General features: G+C 52.6%; 22 protein-coding genes and 2 pseudogenes. 16 read left to right on the top strand and 8 right to left on the bottom strand.

The features are described from left to right. Positions 1 to 35: 35 nt before the first annotated feature. A complete protein-coding gene (locus AC1UKS_RS10535) occupies positions 36 to 2,393 on the bottom strand; it encodes a phosphoketolase family protein (RefSeq protein ID WP_482436768.1) in 2,358 nt (785 codons plus the stop codon). 325 nt (positions 2,394 to 2,718) lie between these two features. On the opposite strand from AC1UKS_RS10535, the gene AC1UKS_RS10530 reads away from it, so the two are divergent. The 7 genes from AC1UKS_RS10530 to AC1UKS_RS10500 all read left to right on the top strand — a co-directional run bounded on the left by AC1UKS_RS10530 (position 2,719) and on the right by AC1UKS_RS10500 (position 5,919). Next, positions 2,719 to 2,928: a YdgH/BhsA/McbA-like domain containing protein gene (locus AC1UKS_RS10530; protein WP_265910591.1), complete on the top strand. Its 210-nt coding sequence runs from the start codon at positions 2,719 to 2,721 to the stop codon at positions 2,926 to 2,928. Between the two features lie 176 nt (positions 2,929 to 3,104). Beyond that, the gene (locus tag AC1UKS_RS10525; RefSeq protein ID WP_482436767.1) at positions 3,105 to 3,704 is read left to right on the top strand and encodes a nitroreductase family protein; all 600 of its coding nucleotides are present in this window, start codon (positions 3,105 to 3,107) and stop codon (positions 3,702 to 3,704) included. Positions 3,705 to 3,878: 174 nt separating this feature from the next. Continuing rightward, positions 3,879 to 4,118, top strand: coding sequence for a LysR family transcriptional regulator (locus tag AC1UKS_RS10520; RefSeq protein WP_482436766.1), 240 nt, complete (start codon positions 3,879 to 3,881; stop codon positions 4,116 to 4,118). A gap of 9 nt (positions 4,119 to 4,127) precedes the next feature. After that, positions 4,128 to 4,574, top strand: a complete 447-nt coding sequence (locus AC1UKS_RS10515) for a LysR substrate-binding domain-containing protein (RefSeq protein WP_482436764.1) — start codon at positions 4,128 to 4,130, stop codon at positions 4,572 to 4,574. Between the two features lie 126 nt (positions 4,575 to 4,700). Continuing rightward, positions 4,701 to 5,054, top strand: a complete 354-nt coding sequence (locus tag AC1UKS_RS10510) for a putative quinol monooxygenase (RefSeq protein WP_482436763.1) — start codon at positions 4,701 to 4,703, stop codon at positions 5,052 to 5,054. Positions 5,055 to 5,085: 31 nt separating this feature from the next. After that, positions 5,086 to 5,733 carry a glutaredoxin 2 gene (grxB, locus tag AC1UKS_RS10505; protein WP_482436762.1) on the top strand — a complete coding sequence of 216 codons (648 nt, stop codon included), beginning with the start codon at positions 5,086 to 5,088 and terminating at the stop codon, positions 5,731 to 5,733. A gap of 45 nt (positions 5,734 to 5,778) precedes the next feature. After that, a complete protein-coding gene (locus AC1UKS_RS10500) occupies positions 5,779 to 5,919 on the top strand; it encodes a hypothetical protein (protein WP_482436760.1) in 141 nt (46 codons plus the stop codon). 105 nt (positions 5,920 to 6,024) lie between these two features. Here the strand turns inward: AC1UKS_RS10500 and AC1UKS_RS10495 are convergent, their stop codons facing one another. From AC1UKS_RS10495 to AC1UKS_RS10485, 3 genes are all read right to left on the bottom strand, one after another. Continuing rightward, entirely contained in the window at positions 6,025 to 7,134 is a 1,110-nt protein-coding gene (locus AC1UKS_RS10495; RefSeq protein ID WP_482436759.1) for an S-(hydroxymethyl)glutathione dehydrogenase/class III alcohol dehydrogenase, read from the bottom strand. Between the two features lie 331 nt (positions 7,135 to 7,465). Continuing rightward, complete coding sequence (locus tag AC1UKS_RS10490) at positions 7,466 to 7,741, bottom strand: metal/formaldehyde-sensitive transcriptional repressor (RefSeq protein WP_013202339.1); 276 nt, start codon at positions 7,739 to 7,741, stop codon at positions 7,466 to 7,468. A 172-nt stretch (positions 7,742 to 7,913) separates the two neighbouring features. Continuing rightward, the gene (locus tag AC1UKS_RS10485; RefSeq protein WP_482436757.1) at positions 7,914 to 8,798 is read right to left on the bottom strand and encodes a LysR family transcriptional regulator; all 885 of its coding nucleotides are present in this window, start codon (positions 8,796 to 8,798) and stop codon (positions 7,914 to 7,916) included. Positions 8,799 to 8,966: 168 nt separating this feature from the next. Between AC1UKS_RS10485 and AC1UKS_RS10480 the strand changes: the two genes are divergently transcribed. From AC1UKS_RS10480 to AC1UKS_RS10465, 4 genes are all read left to right on the top strand, one after another. Continuing rightward, complete coding sequence (locus AC1UKS_RS10480; RefSeq protein ID WP_482436756.1) at positions 8,967 to 10,103, top strand: alpha/beta hydrolase; 1,137 nt, start codon at positions 8,967 to 8,969, stop codon at positions 10,101 to 10,103. 86 nt (positions 10,104 to 10,189) lie between these two features. After that, positions 10,190 to 11,371, top strand: a complete 1,182-nt coding sequence (locus tag AC1UKS_RS10475; protein WP_482436754.1) for an MFS transporter — start codon at positions 10,190 to 10,192, stop codon at positions 11,369 to 11,371. A gap of 398 nt (positions 11,372 to 11,769) precedes the next feature. Then, positions 11,770 to 12,009, top strand: a complete 240-nt coding sequence (locus tag AC1UKS_RS10470) for a transcriptional regulator (protein ID WP_482436753.1) — start codon at positions 11,770 to 11,772, stop codon at positions 12,007 to 12,009. 458 nt (positions 12,010 to 12,467) lie between these two features. Continuing rightward, positions 12,468 to 14,399, top strand: a complete 1,932-nt coding sequence (locus AC1UKS_RS10465; RefSeq protein WP_482436752.1) for a methyl-accepting chemotaxis protein — start codon at positions 12,468 to 12,470, stop codon at positions 14,397 to 14,399. Between the two features lie 83 nt (positions 14,400 to 14,482). Here the strand turns inward: AC1UKS_RS10465 and uraH are convergent, their stop codons facing one another. The 4 genes and pseudogenes from uraH to puuE all read right to left on the bottom strand — a co-directional run bounded on the left by uraH (position 14,483) and on the right by puuE (position 17,182). After that, positions 14,483 to 14,902 (bottom strand): hydroxyisourate hydrolase, encoded by a 420-nt coding sequence (gene uraH / locus AC1UKS_RS10460; protein WP_265910603.1) that lies wholly within the window; start codon positions 14,900 to 14,902, stop codon positions 14,483 to 14,485. Between the two features lie 238 nt (positions 14,903 to 15,140). Beyond that, positions 15,141 to 15,287, bottom strand: a pseudogene (locus AC1UKS_RS10455) (cytochrome c); the annotation flags it as partial. A gap of 20 nt (positions 15,288 to 15,307) precedes the next feature. Beyond that, positions 15,308 to 15,849, bottom strand: a pseudogene (locus AC1UKS_RS10450) (spermidine dehydrogenase); the annotation flags it as partial. Between the two features lie 67 nt (positions 15,850 to 15,916). Next, positions 15,917 to 17,182, bottom strand: coding sequence for a 4-aminobutyrate transaminase (gene puuE / locus AC1UKS_RS10445; RefSeq protein WP_482436922.1), 1,266 nt, complete (start codon positions 17,180 to 17,182; stop codon positions 15,917 to 15,919). A 104-nt stretch (positions 17,183 to 17,286) separates the two neighbouring features. Between puuE and pdxR the strand changes: the two genes are divergently transcribed. The 5 genes from pdxR (at position 17,287) to sapF (ending at position 22,798) form a co-directional block, all read left to right on the top strand. Continuing rightward, positions 17,287 to 18,771 carry a MocR-like pyridoxine biosynthesis transcription factor PdxR gene (gene pdxR / locus AC1UKS_RS10440; protein ID WP_482436750.1) on the top strand — a complete coding sequence of 495 codons (1,485 nt, stop codon included), beginning with the start codon at positions 17,287 to 17,289 and terminating at the stop codon, positions 18,769 to 18,771. 78 nt (positions 18,772 to 18,849) lie between these two features. Further along, positions 18,850 to 19,815, top strand: a complete 966-nt coding sequence (locus tag AC1UKS_RS10435; RefSeq protein ID WP_265910607.1) for a magnesium and cobalt transport protein CorA — start codon at positions 18,850 to 18,852, stop codon at positions 19,813 to 19,815. A gap of 290 nt (positions 19,816 to 20,105) precedes the next feature. After that, positions 20,106 to 20,996 carry a putrescine export ABC transporter permease SapC gene (gene sapC / locus AC1UKS_RS10430; RefSeq protein WP_482436748.1) on the top strand — a complete coding sequence of 297 codons (891 nt, stop codon included), beginning with the start codon at positions 20,106 to 20,108 and terminating at the stop codon, positions 20,994 to 20,996. Beyond that, positions 20,997 to 21,989, top strand: coding sequence for a putrescine export ABC transporter ATP-binding protein SapD (sapD, locus tag AC1UKS_RS10425; RefSeq protein ID WP_013202360.1), 993 nt, complete (start codon positions 20,997 to 20,999; stop codon positions 21,987 to 21,989). It abuts the gene before it with no gap. Continuing rightward, on the top strand, positions 21,989 to 22,798 hold the full coding sequence (sapF, locus tag AC1UKS_RS10420) for a putrescine export ABC transporter ATP-binding protein SapF (RefSeq protein ID WP_265910609.1): 810 nt from the start codon (positions 21,989 to 21,991) through the stop codon (positions 22,796 to 22,798). The genes sapD and sapF overlap by 1 nt, the downstream gene beginning before the upstream one ends. Positions 22,799 to 22,856: the final 58 nt, after the last annotated feature.

Genomic DNA, 22,856 nt, shown 5'->3' with positions numbered 1-22,856 from the left:
CTTTATGTTGACCTGAACCGCCGCCCGGCGGTTTATTATTTTGTACCCGACCACACCCAGTGCTGAATTTCCGGCAGGTCTTCGCCATATTCGCGCACGTAATGGTGGTGTTTCTCCAGACGTCGCTGCAGATCGTCAACGGCCTGTGGGTGACGGTCGGCCAGTCCCGGAACATGGCGGATGGCCGACAGCGCCAGGTGATAGCGATCCAGCTCATTCAGCACCGTCATATCAAATGGCGTGGTGGTGGTCCCCTCTTCATTAAATCCATGCACGTGGAAGTTATGATGATTGTTACGCTGATAGGTCAGTCGGTGAACCAGGTTGGGATAGCCATGGAAAGCGAAAACGACCGGCTTATCGCAGGTGAACAGCGCATCAAACTCCGTCTCAGATTTGCCATGAGGATGTTGCTGCTGTGTTTGCAATGCCAGCAGGTCGACCACATTGACCACGCGGACGCGTAATTCCGGCAAAATCTCACGTAACAGGTCAACGGCCGCCAGAGTTTCCAGCGTTGGCACATCGCCGGCACAGGCCATCACCACATCAGGTTCGCCCTCACTGCTCGCCCAACGCCATTCACTCATACCGGCTTCGCAATGGGCAATCGCACCTGCCATATCCAGCCATTGCGGTGAAGGCTGCTTGCCGGCAACAATCACATTGATGCGATCCCAGGTGCGCAGACAGTGATCGCCTACCCACAGCAGCGTATTGGCATCCGGCGGCAGGTAAATCCGCACGATGTCGGCTTTCTTATTGGCAACGTGATCGATAAAGCCGGGATCCTGATGGCTGTAACCGTTGTGGTCCTGTCGCCAGACGTGTGAAGAAAGGAGGTAATTCAGCGACGACACCGGCTTGCGCCACCCCAGTTTGCGCGTCACCTTCAGCCATTTTGCGTGCTGGTTGAACATCGAATCGACGATATGAATAAACGCTTCGTAGCAGTTAAACAGGCCGTGACGGCCCGTCAGAAGATAGCCCTCCAACCAGCCCTGACACTGATGTTCGCTGAGGATCTCCATCACTCTGCCATCGCGAGCTAGCTGCTCATCATATGTCTTCAGCGGCGCCATCCAGGTGCGGCTGGTGGCGTCCAACACCGGGGTGAGCCGGTTCGACGCGGTTTCATCAGGACCAAAAAGACGGAAATTATCAGGATTGCGGTGGAATATCTCCGCGAGATAATGACCCAGCTGTTCCGTAGCGCCTCCGGTTGTGCTGCCTGGCTGACCGGTTTCCAGCGAGAAGTCATGGATATCAGGTGCGCTCAGCTCGCGACGAAGGCGACCGCCGTTGGCATAAGGTGAAGACCCCATCCGTTTATTCGCCGCAGGCACCAGCGCGCGGAGTTCTGCTATCAGTGAGCCATTATCGTCAAACAGTTCCTGCGGCTGATAACTGCGCATCCAGTTCTCTAAAATTTCCCGGTGCGCGTCGTTTTCCCGGCAGGCCGAGACCGGCACCTGATGCGCCCGCCAGAAATCCTCGACCTTTTTGCCATCAACCTCTTTTGGCCCGGTCCAGCCTTTTGGGCTGCGAAACACAATCATTGGCCATCGTGGAACAGTCTCTGAGCCTTTACCCGAACGGGCCTGCTGCTGGATATCGGCAATTTTTGAGAAAGCCGCATCCAGTGCCGATGCCATTTGCTGATGCATGTCGGCAGGTTCGTGACCCGAGACAAACTGCGGCGCGTAGCCATAGCCGCTAAACAGCTGTGTGAGGTCATCGTCACTGCTGCGTCCCAGAATGGTCGGGCTGGCAATTTTATAGCCATTAAGATGCAGGATAGGCAGTACCGCGCCATCACGCTGGGCATTTAGAAATTTTATACCGTGCCAGCTTGAGGCGAGCGGCCCGGTTTCCGCTTCACCGTCACCAATCACACAAGGCACAATCAGTTCGGGATGATCGAAAGCGGCGCCAAAGGCATGGGATAAAGAATACCCCAGCTCGCCCCCTTCATTGATTGAACCCGGCGTTTCCGGTGCTGCATGACTGGGAATGCCGCCGGGAAATGAAAACTGTTTAAACAGTCGCTGCATACCCGCTTCGTCTTCGCTGACGTCGGGGTAAATTTCACTGTAACTGCCTTCCAGCCAGGTATTTGCCACCATCGCGGGGCCGCCGTGCCCCGGCCCACAGATAAACAGCAGGTCCCGATCGCGCTGACGGATAATGCGGTTCAAATGGGCGTAAATAAAATTCAGGCCGGGCGTGGTTCCCCAGTGCCCAAGCAGGCGGGGCTTGATGTGCTCTGGCAAAAGAGGATTGCGTAATAACGGATTACCCATCAGGTAAATCTGCCCCACCGAAAGATAATTTGCAGCACGCCAGTATTTATCCAGCAGCGCCAGTTCGTGGGTCACGGATTCTTCTGCCATCACTTTTTCTCCAGAGAGTTAGCCTTTAACTAACCCTACTCGAGGATCACCGATCGCGCGAACCAGCGGACCGGGATGGGATGGGATGGGATGGGATGGGATGGGATGGACGCGTCGTGGCGGGGGAGGCGATCACCCTTGTGGTATTAACGTTAAGCCCACGCTTGCCACATTGTAGCAGCGGTTAACACACCCAAACCTTATTCATATATTTTGACAAACACCAGCAAATAACAAGCCTTTCGCAAAATAATCATCAGGAGTATCATTCTTCACATCGAGGCAGCAAGCCTCATTATGAATAAAACAAACTCAGGAAACCATTATGAAATCAGTCAAAAATTTAGTTGCGATTATTGCCCTCTCTACAATTTCTTTCGGTAGCTTTGCGCAGAGCATCACCGCTTCAGCCTCCTCTCTGGATGGTGCTGAAGCGCAAATCGCCGCCCAGGCACAGGAACTCGGTGCAAAATATAAAATCACCGAAGCAAGCTCTAACAATTACGTGCACATGACCGCAGAGCTGATTAAATAATAAAACGCGTCGGGTCGCCCCTCCGGCGGCCCTGAAAGCGTTAAATTCTGCCCGCACAGTGACTTCGGAAGGAATACCTGTCTATGTTCAGCAAACTACTCAGCAGCATTTTCAAACGCGGGAATGAAAATTCCACGGAAATGCATTTCGATACTACTCAGCAACAGGAAAATACGATGTCTAATCACTTTCTGGCCCTGGCAAAACAACGCCGGACTGTTTATGCACTGGGTAAAGACATGCCTGTCGCGGATGACGAAGTGATTGATACGATCAAAGAGGCGGTGAAACAGGCCCCTTCTGCCTTTAACTCCCAAAGTTCCCGTATCGTTATCCTGCTGGGAAAAGAGCATAACCGTTTCTGGGAAATCACCCGTGAGCAGCTGAGAAAAATCGTGCCGGCGGATCACTTTGCGGGAACCTCTGCCAAAGTCGATGGCTTTGCCGCTGCAGCAGGCTCGGTACTGTTCTTCGAAGATCAGGACGTGGTGAAAACGCTTCAGGAGCAGTTTGCTTCTTATGCCGATAATTTCCCGGTCTGGTCTGAACACAGCACCGGCATTGCACAGTACGCTGTATGGCTGGCACTGGCCGAAAAAGGCATTGGCGCTAACCTGCAGCACTACAATCCCCTGATAGACAGCGATGTGAAGACTGCCTGGCAGATCCCCGACTCGTGGAAATTGAGGGCACACATGAACTTTGGCTCAATTGAAGCGCCAGCAGGCGAAAAAACCTACATTGATGACGACCAGCGCTTCATCATTGCAAAGTAAAACCTCTTCAGGCCGCCGCCAGGCGGCTTGTTATCAACGGCCCCTCTATTCTCAACAATTCATTTCTCCTGTTGTTCTTCCTACCTGATTTATCTTTTTCACTGTCATCATTAACGTGTAGGTCATTAGCGTTTACGCTAAAGTAACTTACTGATTTTCATGCGGGCGCCCACTATGCCAGCAGTTATTTCCACAGAATCCTTCAACAGCATCGTTCATTTTGTGACGGCGGCAAATTCCAGCAGTTTTACTGAAGCCGCTGAACAGCTGGGGGTGTCGAAATCGGCAATTGGGAAAAGTATTCAGCGCCTTGAACATAATCTGGGTACCGCGCTGTTCCACCGCACCACCCGAAAAATCAGCCTGACGACGGAAGGTGAAGCCTATCTCGCCAGTTGCCAGAGCGCGCTGTAAACGCTGCAAATGGCCGAGATGGCATTGCGCTCTAAGCTGACGGAACCCACGGGCACGGTGAGGATGGATTTGCCGGCGGCATTTGGCCGATCGGTAATGATGCCGATTTTGATGGATATGACAAAACGCTATCCCCACCTGAAGCTGACGATCATCTTTAATGACCGCATCATTGACCCACTGGATATTGGCTTCGATCTCGCCATTCGTTTTGGCGCAGTAAAAGACACCACCGATCTTATCGCCCGCAAGCTGAACGACCAGCAGCTGATCATTTGCGCGTCTCCTGAATATCTGTCGGCTTACGGCAAACCGGAGACACTGGACGATCTCAATCATCATCGCTGTGTGCTCGCCTGGCGCGGTGGCGCACCGCTCAGCTGGTTGATTCGTTTTTCAACGACGTCACTACCGACAACTGGGCAATTTCAGGTGAGATTTTTGCTGAGACGCTAAAAAATCGGGCTGAGATGCAGCCCTGGCGGCCGTTAGGTCTTTGCTCTTAACGGCCTGTGCCACTTTACTGCACTCCCCGCTTTCTCCGTTGTACTTCCGCTTCCTCCCCGATCTCTGGAGATCTTTATGAAAAATGAAATTACCTGTGTATTTCACCTGGCCGTCAATGACGGACAATTTCCGGCGTTTAAGGAATTAGTTTCCCGCGTGGTCGAAGCCACCAGCAAAGAGCCCGGCACCCTCAGCTATGTCTACAGCGTCAGCGACGACCAGAAAACGGCCCACATTGTTGAGCGTTATCGCCAGCAGGATGTGGTAAGCCATGTCGACATCACGTTCGCGCCTTTCGCCGAAGCCTTCCTCTCTTTGGTGACCATCACCTGCCTGACGGTTTACGGTGAGCCGGATGATGAAATTCGCGCACGACTGAACCCATTCGGTGCCGTGTATATGAAACCCTTCGATGGCTTTACCCGCTAAACTCCTGCAACAGACCAAAAAAGACACTGCTATGAAACTTTATGTTTACGATCACTGCCCGTTCTGCGTGCGTTCACGCATGATTTTTGGCTTAAAAGACGTTGCCTGTGAAATCGTTACTCTGCCGAATAATGATGAAGCCACGCCAACGCGACTCATTGGGAAAAAAATGCTGCCAGTGCTGGTCACCGAGAGCAACCAGGCGATTGGTGAGAGTCTGGATATCGTTAACTATATTGATGCCACCTACGGTTCACCGATGCTGACTGGATCTGAAAACTCAGCGATTGAAAGCTGGATGGATGACGCTTCGACACGCCTTTTTCAACTGGCGATCCCGCGCTGGGCGAGTTCAGATTTTGAAGAGTTTCGTCAGGCGCCAGCAAGGCAGTATTTTACCGCTAAGAAAGAAGCTGTTTTTGGCCCGTTCCCGTCTTTACTTGAACAAACCGATTCGCTGGTTGCCGAAATGAATGAGAAACTTGCCGCGTTGGAAACGTTAATATCAGTGACGAAGCGTGACAGTGAAACAGTATCACTGACGGATATTCGCCTTTTCCCCCTGCTGCGTTCATTATCCATCGTGAAGGGAATTCACTGGCCGCCACGGGTTGATGCCTGGCGCAGAGAGATTGCCCTGCGATCTCAGGTCAATCTCAACGACGATATCGCTATATAATGCCGGTCTGCTGGCGAATCCCCCGCCACGCCGGAGCCTATTGAAGTGGCATTTAATAAACTGGCCGATGAACTTTCCTACCATCCGCTGTCATTATCGGCGGATGCGTTACAGGTACTGGCAGGGTTGGTATTTATCCGTGAAATAACACACCACCAGGCTATTACGGCCATCCACTACGCATGACTTTCAGGCATAAAAAAACCGGTTACTCCCAGCAGGGGTAACCGGTAACAGGTCTAAGCAGCCGTTATTTTAGGGGAGATCATTACCTCTGAAGGCTGGCTGATCTCAGTAATGGATAACGGTGCGGATAGATTTACCTTCGTGCATCAGATCGAATGCATCGTTGATGTCATCCAGACCCATGGTGTGCGTAACAAACGGTTCGAGCTCAATATTCCCTTTCATCGCGTCTTCAACCATTGCAGGCAACTGACTGCGGCCTTTAACGCCACCGAACGCCGAGCCTTTCCACTGACGACCGGTTACCAGCTGGAACGGACGCGTGGAGATCTCTTTACCCGCGCCGGCAACGCCAATAATGATGGACTGACCCCAACCACGGTGCGAAGACTCAAGCGCGGCACGCATCACGTTCACGTTGCCAATACATTCAAATGAGTGATCAACACCCCAGCCGGTCATTTCAACAATGACCTCCTGAATCGGCTTGTCGAAATCGTTTGGATTAATGCAGTCGGTCGCGCCGAATTGTTTAGCCAGCTCAAACTTGCCTGGGTTGGTGTCGATAGCAATGATGCGACCCGCTTTCGCCTGACGCGCGCCCTGAATCGCTGCAAGACCGATACCGCCCAGGCCAAAGATTGCTACCGAGTCGCCTGCCTGCACTTTAGCCGTATTGTGAACCGCACCAATACCGGTGGTCACGCCACACCCCAACAGGCAAACGTGCTCGTGATTGGCTTCCGGATTGATCTTCGCCAGCGAAACTTCAGCGACCACGGTGTACTCGCTGAATGTTGAACAGCCCATATAGTGATAGATTGGCTGGCCGTTATAGGAGAAACGCGTGGTGCCATCTGGCATCAGGCCTTTGCCCTGGGTGGCACGAACGGCGGTACACAGATTGGTTTTGCCGGATTTACAGAACAGGCACTCGCCACATTCAGCGGTGTACAGCGGGATGACGTGATCGCCTGGCTTAACGCTGGTGACCCCTTCACCCACTTCAACCACCACACCTGCACCTTCATGGCCCAGCACTGCAGGGAACACCCCTTCAGGATCGTCGCCAGACAAGGTGAAGGCATCGGTATGACACACGCCGGTATGGCTGATTTTCACCAGCACTTCGCCAGCACGCGGCGGCTCAACATCGAGCTCGACAATTTCTAAAGGCTTGCCTGGACCAAACGCAACCGCAGCACGAGATTTCATATATTGCACTCCACATAAATAGGGTTAGAGGAAGCGGACGGCGAGATTGTTAGGCTCATTTTCACCGCTCTCTGCAGGGATGAATGATTCATCATGGGGAAGAGTATAGATCGCATACCCCTATGGGGTATATAGACTCTGGGTATTAAATAGTACTTAATGAATTAATTGATTGTTATAACGAGAATTTAAATGTCGCTGAGGATCATGACGATATTTTGGCGGGTGCTTCTGATATTTGGCTAACTGAGCAGATGCGCAGTTTTTTAGGCACAAAGCCGCCTGTGGGTGGGCTGCCGGCATTGAGATGACTGAACATACTAACAGGACGTTATTTGAAGTAGGATTTGACCAGCTTGACCAGCTCACCGATATCTTCACCCGCCTCGCTGTCAGGCTTCAATTTCCCGGCAAACTCTTCTTTTATATAACTTTCGAGGATTTCGGTCATCAGGCCATTCATCGCGCCTCTGACTGCTGCCATTTGCATCAGTACCGGGGCACAATCCGCACCCGCTTCCAGCGAACGCTGTATCCCTTCGCATTGCCCCTGAATCCTTTTTATTCTGTTTAGCGCGCGTTTCTTATCTTCGGGGGAGTGTGGCATACATCCTCATATAGGGTACCGGGGTATATTATGACATGACGTTATAACTGATATGGCCGAAAACTGACAGGATAATTATTCTCCCAGAAAGACCTTAGCGCCTTCAGCGATGGACGTTAGCGGACAGTTTGCCAGAGGGGAACGGCTTCACCAATACCCCCACCCTCAACCTTCAGGTTTTTAATGCATCAATCACGATTCTTAATGCCGGTGACACATTCCGATGCGGATAATAGAGGAATGAACCGTCGAGGCGTTGGCTGAAACGCTGTAACACTCTGACCAATCTCCCCCGCTGCAGATCATCGGATACCAGTTCCTCTGGAACATATGCCAATCCCAGGCCAAGCCTGGCGGCTTCGGCCTCCATATAACTGTCAGAAAAGGCCCATTGTCCCTGAGGCCGGTGGGTGATTTTTTTTGCCTGATGGTTAAGTTCCCAGGCATACACACTGCCGTCGGCAAACTGGTAGGCAATACAGGGATGGGCCACTAAATCCTCCGGAGTTTGTGGAAAGCCATAACGACGAAAATGTTCAGGTGTAGCAACAATTGCCATCTCCATATCGGGCGTAATCCGCACGGCGATCATGCCTTGTCCGACTTCAGGTCCAAGGCGTATGCCAGCATCGAATCTTTCCGCAATAATATCGACAAACCGGCTTTCGCTGATCAGTTCCAGCCGGATATCCGGGTAGCGTTGTTGAAAAACCGCCAGCTTGGGCAGGAGGACTTTATCAATGGCATGCTGGCTGGCATTAATACGCACGGTACCAGAAGGCGTCTGACGATAATGTGCCAGTGTGGCCAGTCCACTATTCAGCGCATCGAATCCGTTCTCCGCCGTATTGTAGAGCTGCTCACCGGCCTGGGTCAGCGATAGCCTGCGTGTGGTACGGACCAAAAGTTGTACTCCTAACCTTTCCTCAAGCTCGCGGACAGAACGGCTAATGCCAGACTGAGCGAGCCCAAGCCGCTGCGCTGCGGCCGTAAAACTGCCTTCCCGCACCACCTGCATAAACAGATAAAGCTCATTGTAGTTTTCCCGTTTGGCCATCACCGTCCCCGTGCATCTCGATCTATACCATTAGGGTATGAATCCTAGCAGTTTCCGCCGACTAATCATCACTATTTACGCTAAGTATAATCCCCTTTTCGAGCTCAAATGCAGCGCCTTCCCTTGCGGAAACTGCATTCACACCGTGTTTTTCAAGGGGGGTCTTTTATGAAAATTTTCACCCGTAAAGTCACAGCTGTCATACCCGCGCTACTGCTATGTACGTCATTAAGTGGAGTTACAACAATGAGTCACGCTGAATCAACCAATCCAAATGCGCCCGTGTCGATGGTGGAGAAATGGGACAAAACCTTTGTTGAAAGCAGTAAAGTCGAACATCGTAAGGTGACCTTCCCAACCCGCTACGGGATCACTCTGGTCGGCGATCTGTATATTCCTAAAGATCGTGGCGACCGCAAGCTTGCGGCAATTGCGGTCAGCGGTCCCTTTGGCGCGGTCAAAGAGCAATCCAGCGGTTTATACGCGCAGACACTGGCAGAAGATGGGTTTGTTACCCTGGCCTTTGATCCCTCCTATACCGGAGAAAGCGGCGGCTCGCCACGCAATGTTGCCTCTCCGGATATCAACACCGAAGACTTTAGTGCTGCGGTAGATTTCCTTGGTTTACAAAAAGAGGTCGATCGCAACCGCATCGGTCTGCTCGGCATCTGCGGCTGGGGAGGTATGGCGCTGAATGCAGCAGCAATGGATACCCGCGTCAAAGCGGTCGCGACCAGCGTTATGTACGACATGAGCCGCGCCATGGGCCATGGTGTTGGCGAGGGAAAAGACCGCTATTCAACGGCCGACCGCCGTGCGGTTTTGCACTATCTGAACGAGCAGCGTTGGAAGGATGCAGAAAGCGGCCAAACCGCCTATGCGAGTCATGATATTTATGTTGATGATAGCGGGAAGGTAACGACTTCCGAACGCATTCTACCGGAAACCTTACCCGCAAATCCCAATCCCGTGTTGAAGGAGTTCTTCGATTATTACCGTATGCCGCGCGGGTTCCATCCGCGTTCGGTTAACTCTGCCGGTGCCTGGACAGCCACAACGCCCTTGTCGTTTATGAATATGCCATTGCTGAGCTATGCCAATGAAATCACTATTCCAACGTTAATCGTTACCGGTGAAAAAGCCCATTCACGCTATTTTGCGGAAGATGCCTTTAAGGCGGTTGGCAGCAAAGATAAAGAACTGGTGATTGTCCCGGGCGCTAACCATGTCGATTTATACGACAACGTTGCCGGTAAGATACCTTTCACCCGCTTTGATACGTTCTTTAAAACCCGCCTACGTTAACTTCCCGAGCATGATTCAATGATAAAACCGCCAGTCACCGACAGGCGGTTTCTCATTCAGGGCTGATATTTAGAGAAGGTAAAATTATGTCCCTATCGAGCGTTAAAACATCCCATAACCCGCAACGTGCAAACTGGAGTGGTATTTTTGCGATGACCCTCTGCGCTTTCGTCCTGGTTGCTTCTGAATTTTTGCCGGTCAGCCTGCTGACACCGGTTGCCAGCGATTTGGACGTCACCGAAGGACTGGCTGGGTTCGGGATCGCCATCTCCGGCGCACTGGCGGTTTTGACCAGTCTGACAATTTCTGACATTGCCGCCAATATAAACCGCAAACACCTTCTGCTGGGGATGACGGTATTAATGGCCATGTCGGGGTTGATCATTGCGCAGGCTTCCAGCTATCTGGTCTATATGTCAGGGCGTGCGCTGATTGGTATTGCCATCGGCGGATTCTGGTCTCTGTCTGCGGCTACGGCCATTCGTCTGGTGCCCTCGCATCGGGTATCCCATGCGCTGGCCATTTTTAATGGCGGTAATGCACTGGCGACTGTCGTAGCAGCCCCATTGGGGAGCTATCTTGGCGCAACCATCGGGTGGCGCGGCGCCTTCATCTGCATTGTCCCGGTTGCGCTGGTCGCCTTCATCTGCCAATGGTTGAGTCTGCCAGATATGCCCGGTAATAAGACAAATCAGCCTCGCGGAATGGTTTTTCGGCTATTAAGCCGTCCTGTTGTTTTAATTGGCATGCTGGCGTGTGGCTTATTTTTTATGGGGCAGTTTACCTTATTTACCTATGTGCGCCCGTTTCTGGAAACCGTCACTCAGGTAAACCCGTCCGGCTTATCACTGATTTTGCTTATTATCGGTGTTTCAGGTTTTGTTGGGACGTTAATCGTCTCCCTCTTTCTCAACGCGCGGTTTTACCCGACGCTCATGGCCATCCCTTTTCTTATGGCTACCCTCGCCGGGCTGTTAATGCTAGCGGGTCACAACGTCTGGTTGGTTGCGCCGCTATTAGGGCTTTGGGGAATGCTTGCAACTGCCGCACCAACGGGATGGTGGACATGGATCGCACAGACGCTACCGGAGAATGCCGAGGCAGGCGGCGGTCTGATGGTGGCCGTCGTTCAGCTGTCAATTGCCCTTGGGTCAACGGCTGGCGGGATGGTGTTTGATCATCTGGGCTGGCTTAGCACGTTTGGACTGAGCGGTGTGTTGCTGCTCAGTGCGGTTGTCCTGACATTTATCACTTCTCGATCTCAATAAACCGCCGGGGTTTCAGACTGCCCCGCAACTTCCCCAAAAGCCACGCCGCTATTTTTCCCGCGAAGAGTAAATGCAGTTTGACGGATGACGTTTTCATTTTCTTTAACGAAATATTTATACGGAGACGATGCATTTATTTAATCACGGGAATGTTTTACTTTTTACAGATGAGTGCCACAATAGACCAACCAAATAAGTAGCGCGCTATTATAAAGTGCACTACATAGTTAAACGATAACCCTTATCATTTGCAATGACAGCACCAGGGAATACCTACACTACAACCCCAAACACATAAAATTGCCTCCGCAGAATAGAGTCAGCCGCGAACGTAAAAATTGACGCATTAACAACGTCATAACCGGCGTCATAATGCGAGAGGCATCAGGAATATCATTATGAGAAATCAATTTATAGAACCGCCTGTGGCCGTGAAGCATAACATTCGTGAACTCAGGATCGCCGCCGGCTTCTCTCAGCAAACTGCCGCAGAGCGTTTCGATCTCAGCCTGCGCGTCTGGCAGATGAAAGAGACGGGAAAGAATCCAACCCCGCTTAGCCAGGGAGAATACGAATTGCTATTGTTACTGGCCGGAGAGCATCCTAATTTTGTCCTTTTGTCTCAAAAGAAAAAATGAACCGTTCTGCTCACAGGGTTCCTGAGGCTTGTAAGGTTTTATTGAAACCCTTTCCAAAATTAAAGTCCATTTCCCGCCGCTTTTTCGCGCCTCAGCAATTCATTAGGCGGTTAATAAATGATTGTTTCTCACTGATAGCGCGCGCAACGTATCAAATGCCCGAAAGAAAAACCCATAACACCTTGAAAAACATAGCCAATAGTTAATTTGGCTTTATTTTTACCTCCAATAAATTTAGTGGCTTATTCACCTGTCAATTCCCCGATCGCAACCTATAATACAATTTTTCTGATTAACCGGGGAGGCTGAATAAACCTCTGAAGCATCTACCTAAAGATAAAAATTAGCGTATCTACACCTGCAAAGATTGATGTTAATGGATAAAAAATAACTAAAAATAATTGTCTGCTGGGTCTGTCTGACAAAAAAAATCAGTACTCCTACACCAGGAAATAAGAATGAAAAACCTACTTAACCGCACCAGTTTGCCTGCAAAGTTTCTAATGCTTGGGCTGTTTTCAGCGATACTGTTTTTTTTGCCCACGGCTTTATTCATTCAAAGCGGCGGTCTGGCTATTGATGCAAAGAAAATTGAACTCAGCGGCATTCCGGTAGAGAAAAAAATGCTGACGCTGCTTAATAAAATCCAGCGTCACCGCGCCGAAAGCGCCATTGCGATTTCTCAACATATACCTGACAACGCGCCTCGCCTGGCGATGGCTGAAGATGCCAGCCGGGATCTCACAACGATTATCGCCGACCTCAAGCAGGTGGATAACACTGCGCAGCCGCTGACCAGTTTGACGACGTTCAATGATGATTGGCAGCAGTTGCAAAACGATATTTTAGCCGGGAAGCTGAGCCTGTCAGACAGCCTGCAGCGCCACGCCAGCCTGATTCAAAAACTGCTGATAGCGAATCAGAATGTGCTGGATTTTTATGGCTTAACGCTGGATGCCGATCTCAATACTTATCAGTTTATTATCAGTATTTTTAGTCGTTTACCTCAGCTTACCGAAACCCTTGGACAAATCAGAGCCAGTGGCGCGTCTGTGATTGCTGCGGGCAATAACGTCACTGAGGCGGATCGCAGTCGTATGGCGTTTCAAATCGAAAGTGGCAAAACCGCCCTCGCGCAGTTCAATAGCAATATGGAAAAAGTGTTCACTATCGAACCCAGCCTGCGTGAAATCTTTGCCCGTTCAGATCAGGATGCGAATAAGCAGGCCAATGACGCCCTGCAACTGGCGGAGCATATCTTTGTCAGTAAAAGCGTTACCGTCGCGCCCGCCGAATACATTCGCGTTTTCACCCAGTCAATAAACCGTTACGCAGAGTTAGGGTCGAATAGCGCGGATAAACTGTCCCAGATGCTGGAAAGTCAGGCAACCGAAAAACGCCATGCTCAATTCTGGCTGCTGGCCGGCTTATTCAGTATCGCGTTACTCGCGGTATATACGGCGGTTATGATTTCGCGATCGGTCACCGGACCGGTGGAACTGGCGGTTAATGCGGCAAGCAAAGTTGCTGCAGGCGATTTAACGACCTCGTTTACGGTGACAGGAACGAATGAGATGTCCACGTTGTTAAACGCATTGCTGCTGATGCAGAACCGTTTGTCAGAACTTGTCTCGGGCATCAAAACCAATGCTGTCACCATCGCAACCTCTTCCGAAGAGATAGCCAGCGGTAACGGCGATCTCTCTTCTCGTACCGAACAGCAGGCGGCTTCCCTTGCTGAGACTGCCGCGAGTATGGAGCAGTTGGCGTCCATCATCAGTCATAATGCTGAAAATACCCGCTACGCGTCCACCATGGCAGAATCGGCAACCAGTGCTGCCCTTCTCAGTGGGGATGCCATGGAATCCGTGATGGAAACAATGCATAAGATCCGCGGCAGTTCCGGAAAAATTGAAGAGATCACCAGCGTGATTGACGGCATCGCTTTCCAGACCAATATTCTGGCGCTGAATGCCGCGGTTGAAGCGGCGCGTGCCGGAGAATCAGGCAAAGGATTTGCGGTGGTCGCCTCTGAAGTGCGCGCCCTTGCGCAACGTTCGGCTGCTGCAGCGAAAGAGATTAAAGGGTTAATTGAGCAGTCGGTTGATCATGCCCATGAGGGGATCGCTATGGCTAAGAATGCAGGAGATAGGGTCAGACAGAGCGTGGAGGCCATTGAGCAGACCTCACAACTGATCCGCGATATTTCAACCTCATCCGCAGAGCAAAGCAGCGGTATTACGCAGATTAATATCGCCGTAAATCAAATGGATCAGGTAACCCAACAAAACGCCGTGCTGGTTGAGGAATCGGCCACCTCGGCGGATGATCTGGCACACCGTGCGGCTCATCTTCGGGACATGGTGGCCGTTTTCCGTACCGCATCCTGAGCCTCTGACCCAAAAGGGCCCGTCACCTCAGGCAACGGGCCCTTTTGGGAAACAAGACCGCTCAGTCAACCAGACGGTTTCTTTTAGTTACCGCGATAGGTCGAGTAACCATACTGGCTCAGCAGTAACGGGATATGGTAATGCCCGCCATTTTCCACATGGAACAACACCGGGATTTCAGGGAAAAACGTTGGCTTGCCCGCACTCTTATAGTAATCGCCGGTTTTGAATACCACCTTGTAATCGCCTTCAGTCATCGGCTTATCCTGCGGAAACAGTGCAGCGATGCGCCCATGGTCATCCGTTTTTCCTGACGCCAGGTTAACCCAGTTATCCTTTTGGCGCTGTTGGAGTTCAACCTCCACACCCGGCGTTGGCGTACCTGTTTCCAGGTTGAGGACATGGACGCTGAGCGGATTGGCAACGGGCGCAGTTTGCGCAGCACCAGCCGTGCAGGAGGCGGCGAAAAGCGATAAAAAGACAATTTTAGGGGAAGTGATCATGAGTTAGCTCCGTGTTGTAATTGCTAGCTATATTCAACGACATTGATAGCTCACTCAATTTTTCTCTCAAATATCTGAAATTTCCCAGATTCTCATTCCGCGATCTGCCCGGCCGACCACCTCCAACCTTCCCGGCCTGTACGGTTATTATTTATCCGCGTTTAAAACGCCCTCAATGTTGTCTTCATCAACCGGATGGGGAGGATTCCCCCACTGACCTCTGACGTAATTGACGATAATTTTTTTGAGCGGATGCCTTCACATCCTGTTTGAAATAGGTGTAGAACGCCTGCATATCTTCATCGTTCATTTTGGCATATGACAGATAGGGCATCGCTGGATAAAGATAATGCCCATCGTGGGCCACGCCTTTTCTGACTGCTTTTTAAAATCTGCGTCACTACCCGCAACATCCCGTTGATGATCAAATTCTGTCGACCCGAGCATTTGCTGCAACTGCTCCCGGATCATGTGTTCGTGAGTCTCGAAGGTTTTCCTGATAACCAGGCGATTCCTCGTTGAAACTGCTCGCGTGCGGTGAGGTTACTGCCGGGATAGCTGGGAACGTAGACCCTATGAAAAAGCATCGGGTCATCCGCATTTTGCGGGTGATGGTATTTCCCCAAACTGACGGGATAATCAAGTTTGACCCGGCTTTACGGCGCGGCGGGTGAATAAAATTCATGGATACCCAGATAGGTGAAGGATCGCCAGTTGCGGATGGCCACATTGGTATACACCAGTGGCGCCTTAACGTTCATTCGCAAATAGGATTTCTGTTCCTCCGGCGTTTCGGGGACGAGGAACGGAATCATCATGTTATAACCGGCCATGATGGTATTGCCACCGCGTACGCGATAAGGGTGTCCCTGATGGATGTAGGTGACGATAACGCCGTTGTCGGTATTTTTCGCATTAATCACAATGCTGTTCAGGCGCCGACGAGTAATAACACTCGTCGGCGCTCGCGTGAGCGAAGTATTCCGGCACAGGGAATGAGGAAGCGTGAGTCCTTCAGCTTTTTATCACCGATTTAAGGATGTTGAGCGCGGCATCAAACTGGTCGTCGGGAATGGTCAAAGGATAAAGGAAGCGGATCACATTGCCATATTGACCACAGGTGAGTAGCAGCAGACCCTGTTGCAGCGCGCAATTCTGGATCCGCTGTGCCGTGATTGCGGAAGGCGCACCCGTCTCCGCATCACAAAATTCCGCCGCAATCATCGAACCCAGGCCGCGAACCTGCACCAGTTCCGCACAGGACTCTTTGCATTCCACCAGCGCAACACGTAAACGGTCGCCAAGAACATCCGCACGCTGGCAGAGTTTTTCCTCTTCAATAACATCCAGCACCGCATGGGCAGCAGCCACCGCCAGTGGGTTGCCGGCATAGGTGCCGCCTAGTCCGCCCGGTGACGGCGCATCCATTATTTCTGCCTTGCCCGCCACGCCTGACAGCGGCATCCCTCCCGCCAGGCTCTTGGCCATCGTCATCAGGTCTGGCTGATGGGCATAATGATCCATGGCGAAGAGTTTCCCGGTGCGGGCAAAACCGCTCTGCACTTCATCAGCAATCATCAGGATACCGTGCTCATCACAAAGATGACGAATGGCGGCGATAAGCTCAGCAGGCGCCACATTAAATCCGCCTTCACCCTGTACCGGCTCAAATATAATGGCGGCTACCTGGCTGGGATCGATATCCGCTTTGAACAGACGTTCAATGGCGGTCAATGCATCCGCTGTTGAAATGTTATGCAGCTCGGAAGGATACGGCACGTGGTAAACGGAGCCGGGGAATGGGCCAAACCCTTTTTTATAGGGTGCCACTTTACCGGTCAGGGCCATCGTCATATAGGTGCGACCGTGGAACCCGCCGCTGAAGGCGATAACCCCCGGACGCCCGGTATGCGCGCGTGCAATCTTAATCGCGTTTTCCACCGCTTCCGCTCCGGTTGAGAAGAAGGCGGTTTTCAGTGGGCCAGGGATCGGCACGGCAGCATTAATTTTCTCCGCCAGCGATACGTAGCTCTCGTAAGGCACAATTTGATAGGCGGTATGGGTGAAGGCCTGCAACTGCTGCTCCATCGCCTTCACCAGCCGGGGATGCCGATGGCCGGTGTTCAGCACCGCAATACCCGCCGCAAAATCGATATAGGTCTTCCCTTCAACGTCGGTGATCGTGCTGTTTTCAGCCGATTCAGCATAAAAATCACACATGACGCCAACACCGCGCGGAGTGGCACTCAGACGACGCTGCTGCAGCTCGTTATTGTTCATAGTCATTGCCTCATCTCTCTACAAAGTGTTTGTAATACCAGAGACAATCTGTCAGCGTTTGGTACCTTAAACGAGAGCCAGACTGTTTTATTTATAGGATCCAAATGCGTTCACTTGCTGGAGATGTGATCAGACAGGCATTTTTTCACCGTGGGGAAGGAAAACTGCATAAGCGACTCTATTCGGCGATCTCTGAGTCGATTCTGAATGGCAACCTTAACCCCGCTGCCCGCATGCCGCCGACGCGCGATCTGGCAAATGAACTTGAGATCTCCCGGAATACCGTGCTGCGGGTGTATGAGCAATTGCAGGCCGAAGGGTATATTTCTACCCAGCAAAGCAATGGAACGTTCGTCACCCACAGCGTACTGGATAATCTGGATGCCCGGCCCCAGGCGTCGGTCAATCCCGAACACCCCGTGGCAGAAGACCGTTCGCTACTTTCAGACCGATGCCTGCAGCTTCTTCATCATGCCAGCGCAAGTCCCAGCCAGTGGGGGCCTTTTCTTCCCGGCGTACCGGACGTCATTCATTTTCCTCATCGGGTGATGAAGAAGTTCCAGGATCGTCAGGTACGTCATCCCCTTCCGCAGCACCTGACCTACGATTCCACCGGCGGCGCGGAGGTGCTGAAGGTGGCCCTGACCGACTATCTGCGGACGGCGCGTGGGGTGCGATGTACCCCCGATCAGATCCTCATCACCCAGGGTATTCATCAGGCGCTGGACCTGGTGACGCGCTCTTTGTGCAATCCCGGTGACAGCGCATGGACCGAGGAGCCGGGGTATTGGGGAATAAAGAATATTCTGCGCATCAACAACGTCGGCATTACGCCCATGCCGGTGGATGAACAGGGTCTTATTCCCGAGCAGAAGGTGGGTGCCTCGCCCAAGCTTATCTTCGTCACCCCGTCTCATCAGTATCCTTTGGGGTCGGTGATGAGCCTGAGTCGCAGACAGCACCTGTTGTCGATCGCCCGGACCTCAGGGAGTTGGATCGTTGAAGATGATTATGACAGTGAATTCCGTTTTTCCGGCCAGCCCGTTCCCTCCTTGCAGGGACTTGAAGAGAACAGTCCGGTTATCTATATCGGCACCTTCAGTAAGACCCTTTATCCGGCACTGCGTCTTGGCTATATGGTGTTGCCCAAAACGCTCTCAGCCCCGCTTAAAAAGATGCACAGTGAACTGTATCGCGGTGGACACCTGCAGGTTCAGGCGGCGCTGGCCGAATTTATTAGTGAAGGATATTACGCGGCGCATATTCGCAAGATGCGCCAGCTCTATGGACGCCGCAGGCAGATTCTGGTCGATTTGATTACCCGCGTTATGGGGATCAATGCCCTGGGGCTCTACAACAGTAACGCCGGTCTTCATCTGATTTTGCAACTGCCCATTGATAGCGATGATGCTGACATTGCACGGCAAGCCAACAACAGTGGCCTGCTGGTGCGGCCCTTATCGCGATATTTTGTCGGCACGGTGACATCAAGGGGATTACTGCTGGGATTTGCTCATATGGATGAGCAAGAGCTTGAACCTGCCTTCCTCGCGCTGACTGCCATCATAAAAGCCAGCCTGTCAGACTGAATCCTGTCATTGTCAGAAGGCATAAACACACAACAGGCATTATGCTGTTAGCATCTTAGCAGCACTCCCCGGAACAATATGATAATCAACAGCATGGTTTACCGGCCTGGCCGGCAGGATGAAGTCGTGGACATGGAAGATATTAGCGAGGTGATCAAAGAGCCTGACGCCTTTGTCTGGCTGGGTCTTTACCAGCCCGAGCCCGACTTTATGTATAAGGTGCAGGAAGAGTTCGGCCTGCATGAGCTGGCGGTCGAGGACGCCCTGACCGCCCATCAGCGCCCTAAAATCGAGCAGTACGGCGACTCGCTATTTATCGTGGTGAAAACGGTGAAGGAGCATGAAGGTGACTTCAGCTTTGGCGAGACGCATCTCTTTGCCGGTAAAAACTTTCTGATTACCATCCGCCACGGCGCGTCTGAAAGCTATGCCCCGGTTCGCACCCGCGCTGCGCAGAATCCGGAGATGCTTTGTCATGGTCCGGGCTATCCGCTGTACTGCATTCTGGATTTCATTACCGATCGCTATTCCGAACTGACTGCTGCGCTGGGAGAAAAAATCAGCGATATGGAAGAATCGATGTTCCGCAGCGATTTTGATCGGGACGCGGTGCAGGTTGTTTACAGCATGCGACGTCATCTGCTGGCGCTGAAGAATGCCGCCGCGCCGGTTGAGGAAATCTGCACCCAGCTGATCCGTATTCATGAACATATCATTCCTAAACCGCTGCGGGCCTATATTCGTGACGTGCAGGATCATGCCAGCCATGTGGTGGCGGATACCGATGACATGCGGGAAATGCTGACCAGCGCCATGCATGTGAATCTGGCGCTGGTGACAGTTCAGCAGAATGAGGTGGTGAAAAAGCTGGCCGGTTGGGGTGCCATTTTGGTGGTTCCAACGGTGGTATTCAGCATGTACGGTATGAATTTTACCCATATGCCGGAACTGCAGGCGCGCTATGGTTATCCGGCAACGCTGGTCGGCACGCTGTTACTGTGCGTGCTGATGTGGCGGAAGCTCAGAAAGTCCAAATGGATTTAACAGCGCTGCGCGAAGCGGCGGGTGGTATAGGCCGCTGTGGTTCGTAAGCTTTTGTAATCCATCAGTGAAATTGTTCTCTGCGTTCCCTTGCCTGCGGCAGTGATATCGAAGGATAATCGCCTATGCTGAGTGGTACGGGCCGATCTTCACCCGCGTCGCGAGTGTGACGCTGCCGGTGACCGATAGACTGACATTGAGCCGTGCGAAGCATAAAAGAGAGCAAATTACTGATATGAATAAAGAATTTAACCCACGCCCAGGCCTGATTACACCGCATCACGTGGCATCCTATGCCCGCTGATAATATTTATGCCGAAGAGCGGCTCCCCAGCACGCTACGCAACGCCTGGCGCCTGTTCAATCACGACACCAGCGCGATGGTCGGTTTCTATGCGTTTATTGCACTGTTGCTGATTTGCATCTTTGGCCGCCTGCTGGCGCCTTACGGGCTGGATCAACAGTTCCTCGGTTACCAATTGCTGCCGCCTTCCTGGTCGCGTTATGGCGACGTGTCGTTCTTCCTCGGCACCGACGATCTCGGGCGAGATATTCTCAGCCGCCTGATCAGCGGCGCTGCGCCGACCGTCGGTTCAGCGATCCTGGTCACATTTTTTGCCGCAGTGTGTGCCATGGTTTTAGGGGTGCTGGCCGGCCTGACCAAAGGATTACGCTCGGCGATACTGAACCATATCCTCGATACGCTGCTTTCCATCCCGTCGCTGTTACTGGCGATTATCGTGGTGGCGTTTCTTGGGCCGCGCCTCGAACATGCCCTGCTGGCGGTGTTCCTGGCGATCATTCCCCGGCTGGTTCGCGCCATCTATACCGCGGTGCATGACGAACTGGAGAAAGACTATGTGATTGCCGCCAGGCTGGACGGCGCAAGCAGCCTGAATATTCTCTGGTATGCCATTCTGCCGAATATCCTCGCCCTGCTGGTTTCTGAATTCACCCGCGCCCTGTCGATGGCGATCCTCGATATTGCCGCGCTGGGGTTCCTGGATCTGGGTGCCCAGCTCCCTTCCCCCGAATGGGGCGCGATGCTGGGCGATGCGCTGGAACTGATCTATGTTGCCCCGTGGACGGTGATGCTGCCTGGCGCGGCCATTATGCTCAGCGTGCTGATCGTTAACCTGTTGGGTGACGGAATTCGTCGGGCCATCGTTGCGGGAGTTGAATAGATGCCGTTGCTTGATATTCGTAACCTGACGATTGAATTTATGACCGCCGACGGTCCGGTGAAGGCGGTTGACCGCGTCAGCATCACGCTGACCGAAGGCGAAGTGCGCGGGCTGGTGGGTGAATCCGGTTCCGGCAAAAGCCTGATTGCGAAAGCAATCTGCGGCGTGACTAAAGATAACTGGCGTGTCACCGCAGACAGGATGCGTTTTGATGATATCGATCTGCTGCATCTCTCCCCGCGTGAAAGACGCAAGATTATCGGCCACAACGTCTCGATGATCTTCCAGGAGCCGCAGTCCTGTCTGGATCCGTCTGAAAGCATTGGCCAGCAAATCGTGCAGGCCATTCCCGGATGGACCTACAAGGGTCGCTGGTATCAGCGATTCCGCTGGCGTCACCGCCGGGCGATTGAATTGTTGCACCGCGTCGGCATCAAGGATCACAAAGATATTATGGGCAGCTTCCCGTATGAGCTGACCGACGGCGAGTGCCAGAAAGTGATGATTGCCATCGCGCTGGCAAACCAGCCGCGCCTGCTGATTGCGGATGAACCCACCAACGCCATGGAACCGACCACGCAGGCACAGATTTTCCGCCTGCTGGCGCGTCTGAACCAAAACAACAACACCACTATTCTGCTGATCAGCCATGACTTGCAGATGCTTAGTCACTGGGCCGACCGCATTAACGTGATGTATTGTGGGCAAACGGTCGAGACCGCACCGAGCGAAGCGCTGATCGTCGCGCCGCACCATCCTTATACGCAGGCGCTGATCCGCGCGATGCCCGATTTTGGTCTGGCGATGCCCCACAAAAGCCGGCTGAACACCCTGCCCGGTGCCATTCCCTCTCTGGAACACTTGCCGATCGGCTGCCGGCTGGGGCCGCGTTGCCCCTATGCGCAGAAGAAGTGTATTGAAACGCCGAGGTTGTCCGGCGCCAAATCCCATCTGTTTGCCTGCCACTTCCCGCTTAACATGGAGAGTCAGTAATGGTTGAAACGCTACTGGAAGTGCGCAATCTCAGCAAAACGTTCCGCTATCGCACCGGGCTGTTTCGTCGTCAGCATGTTGAGGCGGTCAAAGAGGTCAGCTTTACGCTGAGAGAACGGCAGACGCTGGCAATTATTGGTGAAAACGGCTCGGGCAAATCGACGCTGGCGAAAATGCTCAGCGGCATGGTGGCGCCAAGCACCGGCGATATTCTGATCGATGACCATCCGCTGGAGTATGGCGATTATGGCTATCGCAGCCAGCGTATCCGGATGATTTTTCAGGACCCGTCAACCTCGCTTAATCCGCGCCAGCGCATTGGACAGATCCTCGATTTTCCGCTGCGCTTGAACACCGAACTCTCTACGGAAGCGCGCGAGAAAAGGATCATTGCCACGCTTCGCCAGGTCGGCCTGCTGCGCGATCATGCGGCGTACTATCCACATATGCTGGCACCGGGTCAGAAACAGCGTGTTGGCCTGGCGCGTGCGCTGATCCTGCAACCCAAAGTGATTATTGCCGATGAGGCGATGGCGTCGCTGGATATGTCGATGCGTTCGCAGCTGATCAATCTGATGCTGGAGCTGCAGGATAAGCACGGGATTTCGTATATCTACGTTACCCAGCATCTGGGGATGATGAAGCACATCAGCGACCAGGTGATTGTGATGCACCAGGGCGAAGTGGTGGAACGCGGCAGCACGGCGGACGTGCTGGCCTGCCCGCTCCACGATCTGACTAAACGCCTGATTAACAGCCACTTCGGTGAACCGTTAAAAGCCGACGCCTGGCGTAAAGACCTGGCATAAATTCCGCTAAGCTTTGCCAGAACCGTGCGGAATGTCTGATTTCTGCGCGGTTCACGCC

The organism is Erwinia sp. AK-PDG3-5 (assembly GCF_056821705.1).
The sequence above is the reverse complement of the archived record's forward strand: the minus strand, read 5'-3'. Positions and strand labels throughout refer to the sequence as shown.

Coding starts and splice junctions, on each gene's coding strand:
- AC1UKS_RS10535 (WP_482436768.1), bottom strand. CDS start 2,393: ATGGCAGAAGAATCCGTGACCCACGAACTGGCGCTGCTGGATAAATAC.
- AC1UKS_RS10530 (WP_265910591.1), top strand. CDS start 2,719: ATGAAATCAGTCAAAAATTTAGTTGCGATTATTGCCCTCTCTACAATT.
- AC1UKS_RS10525 (WP_482436767.1), top strand. CDS start 3,105: ATGTCTAATCACTTTCTGGCCCTGGCAAAACAACGCCGGACTGTTTAT.
- AC1UKS_RS10520 (WP_482436766.1), top strand. CDS start 3,879: ATGCCAGCAGTTATTTCCACAGAATCCTTCAACAGCATCGTTCATTTT.
- AC1UKS_RS10515 (WP_482436764.1), top strand. CDS start 4,128: ATGGCCGAGATGGCATTGCGCTCTAAGCTGACGGAACCCACGGGCACG.
- AC1UKS_RS10510 (WP_482436763.1), top strand. CDS start 4,701: ATGAAAAATGAAATTACCTGTGTATTTCACCTGGCCGTCAATGACGGA.
- grxB (WP_482436762.1), top strand. CDS start 5,086: ATGAAACTTTATGTTTACGATCACTGCCCGTTCTGCGTGCGTTCACGC.
- AC1UKS_RS10495 (WP_482436759.1), bottom strand. CDS start 7,134: ATGAAATCTCGTGCTGCGGTTGCGTTTGGTCCAGGCAAGCCTTTAGAA.
- AC1UKS_RS10490 (WP_013202339.1), bottom strand. CDS start 7,741: ATGCCACACTCCCCCGAAGATAAGAAACGCGCGCTAAACAGAATAAAA.
- AC1UKS_RS10485 (WP_482436757.1), bottom strand. CDS start 8,798: ATGGCCAAACGGGAAAACTACAATGAGCTTTATCTGTTTATGCAGGTG.
- AC1UKS_RS10480 (WP_482436756.1), top strand. CDS start 8,967: ATGAAAATTTTCACCCGTAAAGTCACAGCTGTCATACCCGCGCTACTG.
- AC1UKS_RS10475 (WP_482436754.1), top strand. CDS start 10,190: ATGTCCCTATCGAGCGTTAAAACATCCCATAACCCGCAACGTGCAAAC.
- AC1UKS_RS10470 (WP_482436753.1), top strand. CDS start 11,770: ATGAGAAATCAATTTATAGAACCGCCTGTGGCCGTGAAGCATAACATT.
- AC1UKS_RS10465 (WP_482436752.1), top strand. CDS start 12,468: ATGAAAAACCTACTTAACCGCACCAGTTTGCCTGCAAAGTTTCTAATG.
- uraH (WP_265910603.1), bottom strand. CDS start 14,902: ATGATCACTTCCCCTAAAATTGTCTTTTTATCGCTTTTCGCCGCCTCC.
- puuE (WP_482436922.1), bottom strand. CDS start 17,182: ATGAACAATAACGAGCTGCAGCAGCGTCGTCTGAGTGCCACTCCGCGC.
- pdxR (WP_482436750.1), top strand. CDS start 17,287: ATGCGTTCACTTGCTGGAGATGTGATCAGACAGGCATTTTTTCACCGT.
- AC1UKS_RS10435 (WP_265910607.1), top strand. CDS start 18,850: ATGATAATCAACAGCATGGTTTACCGGCCTGGCCGGCAGGATGAAGTC.
- sapC (WP_482436748.1), top strand. CDS start 20,106: ATGCCCGCTGATAATATTTATGCCGAAGAGCGGCTCCCCAGCACGCTA.
- sapD (WP_013202360.1), top strand. CDS start 20,997: ATGCCGTTGCTTGATATTCGTAACCTGACGATTGAATTTATGACCGCC.
- sapF (WP_265910609.1), top strand. CDS start 21,989: ATGGTTGAAACGCTACTGGAAGTGCGCAATCTCAGCAAAACGTTCCGC.